This window comes from Gluconobacter oxydans (assembly GCF_006539685.1).
Taxonomy (GTDB): domain Bacteria; phylum Pseudomonadota; class Alphaproteobacteria; order Acetobacterales; family Acetobacteraceae; genus Gluconobacter; species Gluconobacter oxydans.
In genome coordinates, this window is sequence record NZ_BJNM01000079.1 from 1 (window position 1) to 2780 (window position 2780).

Genomic DNA, 2780 nt, shown 5'->3' on the forward strand with positions numbered 1-2780 from the left:
AAACACCTAATCTCTCACCGGCCGAAGACGTTGGTGTCTTGTCCTCATCAAGCCAGCGGTCATGTGGATCGTCCGCTTTTCCATTCGACACAGGCCCGATCGTGAGGACGTGTGGCAGCGGCTCACGATGCCGCCCACCGAAAGCACCTCGCCAGTAAGAGCAGGGCCGGAAGCGACGGTAAATCGGTTTGAGCGGAGTTGAAGGCCCTCCCTCATCGGTCTGAAAGCAAGCGAGCAGCCGTGGAGTTGTGGACAGCCGCCTTCACGGCGGTCGCTCCCTTCCCGGGGACAGCTCTGACGAGCTGACCACAGGAAGCGGCTCTGCCCACAATTCCACTGCGCAATTACAAACAGGCTATTTATTTTTCCTGAGAAGGAAACGTGGGCGTAGTGGTCGGTGTTTTTCTTCCCACTGTCTTTTTTGACGGGCACCGAAGCTCAGAACAGAAGAGTGCTCATGTGTAATCTGTATGCCCAGACCTCCTCGCAAGATGAGATCCGCGCCATTGCGCAGGTTCTCAGTGACCATACGGGCAATCTTCCGCCCATGCCCGACATCTATCCGGATTACGCGGCTCCGATTGTGCGCAATGGTCAGAACGGCCGGGAGCTGGTTCTGGCCCGGTGGGGCATGCCATCGCCGGCGTTCGCCCTCAAAGAGCGCAAGGTTGACCGCGGGGTGACGAACATCCGCAATACGGCGTCTCCGCACTGGCGCCGCTGGCTGGGCGTTCCTCATCGCTGCGTGGTGCCATTTACGGCCTTCTCGGAACAGGCGCGACAGGACGATGGATCGTTTCACCCAGTGTGGTTTGCCGCCGATGAGAGGAAGCCTCTCCGCTTTTTTGCCGGGATCTGGACGTCCTGGACCTCGGTGCGCAAGCTCAAGGAAGGCGAGGTCACGGCCGATCTTTTCGGCTTCCTGACTACTGATGCCAACGCTGTGGTCGCGCCCTATCATCCCAAAGCCATGCCTGTCATCCTGGAACGCCAGGAGGAGATCGAAACCTGGCTGACGGCCCCCATACCGGTCGCCCTGCAGCTCCAGAAACCGTTGCAAGAGGCATCCCTTCAGGTTCTATGAACAGACGAGGGGCCTAGCTGGCCTTCTGTCTCTTGAGACGGGCAATTAGCCGGGAGCTTCTCAACATGGCTTCATCAGCCTGATTCATGGCTGCAGCCAGATCCTCATAGTCGAACTGAAGCGGGTCCAACCGCGTCAGCGGCGGGAGCTGCGTCATTTCTTCGTCCGGGATTGATTGCGTCGTGAAAGGATCATCCTTACGGGGCCGGCCGTGCTTTCGGCCGGGAACGGGTCGTGTGGGAGGTTTCACGACGTCGCGGAGCGCTCCCATGCCGGCCAGACCAAACAGGCGATGAGCTCTCCGGTGCGTGACTTCCACTACAATGCCTCGGTCCTGGAATGCGCTGAGAAGCTGCAGCGCGCTTTTCATCGACATCCCCAGACGATCCGCCAGCATAGAGGCAGACACGAGCGGCTGGATGGCCAGCACATTGACCGCTTGGGGCGCACGGGAATGACGACGCTGTGCGCCGCACTTCTCAAGCGCCTGTGTCCTGGCTCGCTCCAGCTGGTGCAGAAGATCGAGCGCTTCTCGGGCCTCGGCTAGAAGAGCATCGAGCCACCAGCACAGCCAAGGCTCGATCTCCCAAGGCGTTCCCGGGGCGAGTGCTTCTATGCCGGTCAGGATCAATGGCGTCCGGAGAATATCATGGGAGTGCCAGTACCGGCTTAACGCCGCGCAGAAGGGAGCACGGAGATGACCGGCCTGTAACCAGCGATGAAAAGCGATCCCCGCATCGAGGATCGGTCCCCACCCTGATGACTGATCATTCAGGAACGCTTCGGCTTCGGTAATGGCACGCGCCTGCATAGCATCCGGGCGGGCGTACCAACGCCAGAGCGTAAAGGCATGGGATGCCGCATCCACGGCCGTACCGCGTTCATAGCCGTCTTGGCCGACCACTTTCGGCACGAGGCCGTGCAGTTCGGCAACCAGATACCAGGGATCGATCAGCCAGCCGTCGACAGCGCTATGGCGCTGGATCGCATCCAGGCGTTGTCGGAACAGGACGGAAGGTACAGCGGAGCCACGTCTCAGCGCCTGATCCAGTCGTCCCAGCTCAAGACTGAGACGGGTGAGCCTCTCGGCGAACGGGGGAACCATTGATCCTATGAGGCGTCGTTTTTCGGATAGTCTCCAAGATCGATCACCTTCCCGGACGCGACGAGTTCCGCATAGTGCTGCTTTACGTCCGCAGGAAAAGACATTTCAAACACCTTTCCACCCATAGCTTTGACCTGATCCATCGAGATCGGATGAGGGTCGTCCCGGATCGTACCGATGATGATAGGTCCGACAATTTCTCCGCGAAGGCGGGCGTTTCCGCTCCCACCGGGAGCAGGGTCTTGGGCATGCACCGCTGACGATTTGGCGAGACTGGCTTTCAGAGCAGCGAAAGTCCGGAATCCGTGGCGTTGGGAGAGTTGTGCAAGAGCCTGCGTATAAGACAAAGCACCTGACCGGCTTTCCTGTCGTGCCTGCTTTTTGAGCTCTTCAAGGGAAATCGTCATTTGAATCCTCGACCGGAAGGATGAGTCACAGGGCCTGATTTGCGCCACACTCCGAACAGGATGTCATGACTGTTTGTCTGAGAGATTTTTCCGTTATTTCACAGGCCGGAAGGCGCGCTGTGTCTCTCGCCTATGAGCTTTCAATACCACCAAGCGGCCTGTAGCAACAGCATTCAAACACCCT

Annotated in this window: 3 protein-coding genes; 1 reads left to right on the forward strand and 2 read right to left on the reverse strand. The window is 59.0% G+C overall.

Going from position 1 to position 2780, the window contains the following annotated elements; translation table 11 throughout:
* The first annotated feature begins 457 nt into the window (after window positions 1-457).
* Window positions 458-1084: an SOS response-associated peptidase gene (locus GOX01_RS12555; RefSeq protein WP_062268873.1), complete on the forward strand. Its 627-nt coding sequence runs from the start codon at window positions 458-460 to the stop codon at window positions 1082-1084.
* A gap of 13 nt (window positions 1085-1097) precedes the next feature.
* Here GOX01_RS12555 and GOX01_RS12560 read toward each other — a convergent pair whose 3' ends face one another.
* Both GOX01_RS12560 and GOX01_RS12565 read right to left on the reverse strand, forming a co-directional pair.
* Window positions 1098-2189 (reverse strand): hypothetical protein, encoded by a 1092-nt coding sequence (locus tag GOX01_RS12560; RefSeq protein WP_024716594.1) that lies wholly within the window; start codon window positions 2187-2189, stop codon window positions 1098-1100.
* A 5-nt stretch (window positions 2190-2194) separates the two neighbouring features.
* Window positions 2195-2596, reverse strand: coding sequence for a hypothetical protein (locus GOX01_RS12565; protein ID WP_011251462.1), 402 nt, complete (start codon window positions 2594-2596; stop codon window positions 2195-2197).
* Window positions 2597-2780 lie beyond the last annotated feature (184 nt).